1 protein-coding gene is annotated in these 1,138 nt (G+C 63.7%); it reads right to left on the reverse strand.

All coding sequences use genetic code 11. From position 1 onward, the window contains the following. The coding region (locus EN914_RS36130; protein WP_164779201.1) for a GumC family protein at positions 1 to 1,138 on the reverse strand (1,138 nt) is incomplete at both ends.

Below are 1,138 nucleotides of genomic sequence, written 5' to 3' on the forward strand. Positions count from 1 at the left end.
CCACATGGGGCATCGCCACCTCATCGATCCGTTCGAAACGGGAACCGCTCGCCGGCCGCATCGCGCGGCCTGAGAACAGCTCCCGCAGAAGCGTCACGATGGCCATGATCAGCAGCGATGCGGCGAAAGCCGCGCCGACGATCGGCCCGACCTTCGGGAAATAGGCCTCGGAGGGAACCGACGCCTTCGAGGCGATCCGGGCGTCGACCGGCAGATAGTTGCGGTCTTGGCGCGAAGCGGCTTCGCGGTAGTTGGTCAGGTAGAGTTCGAGTTGCTGCCGCTTGGCGGTCGCGTCGCGCTGCAGTGCGTCGAGGTCGACCTGTTGTTCGCCGGCCTGCGCCGAAGCGGCTTTCAATGTGTTGACGTCGGCGACGAGCTGGTTCTCGCGGGCCTTTGCCGTCTCGGCCTGCATCAACAGGCCTTTCATGATCTTCTGGGCCTCGCTGCGGATCTGCGCGTCGAGATCGGACAGTTGCGATTTCAGCGCGCGAATGCGCGGATGATTGCCAAGCAGCGTCGTCGACAGATCGGCGATGTTGGAGCGCAATTCGACCTGTCGCTCACGCAAGCGCTGGATCAGGTCTGACGACAGAACCTCCGGCACGGCGTCCAGCGAACCGCCATTCTGCAGCGCCCTGCGCACACCGTCGGCGGTCGCTTCGGCCGCAGCACGGTTGGCGCGCACTTTCGACAGTTCGCTCGACAGTTCCGAAAGCTGCTGGGTGGCCAGCACCGAATTGTTGCCACCCATCAGAAGATCGGACTGGGCGCGATAGGCGGCGACCTTCGCCTCCGCATCCTTGACCTGCCGCTGCAGGTCGGCGATCTCGGGCGCCAGGAAGTCTGCCGCGGCGCTGTTCGATTCGAGCTTTGCCGCCCCTTGCCCCGCTATATAGGCGGCAGCGATGGCGTCCGGTATGGCGGCCGCGAGCTTGGGATCTTCCGATGAGAACTCGACGGCAATGATGCGGGTCTTCTCGACGCCGTAGACGTTGAGCTTCTCGTGCATTTTCTTGAGCACGCGCTCTTCCGTCGGAATTTCCATCGGGTCGCTTTTCAGGCCGACCAGAACCAGAGCGCGGCTCAGCGCCGACATGTCGAGCGCTTCATTGAACTCGGGCAGTTTTTCCAGCCCAAG

Origin of the sequence: Mesorhizobium sp. M7A.F.Ca.CA.001.08.2.1, assembly GCF_003998455.1 — a bacterium.
In the GTDB taxonomy this organism is placed as follows: Bacteria; Pseudomonadota; Alphaproteobacteria; order Rhizobiales; family Rhizobiaceae; genus Mesorhizobium; species Mesorhizobium ciceri.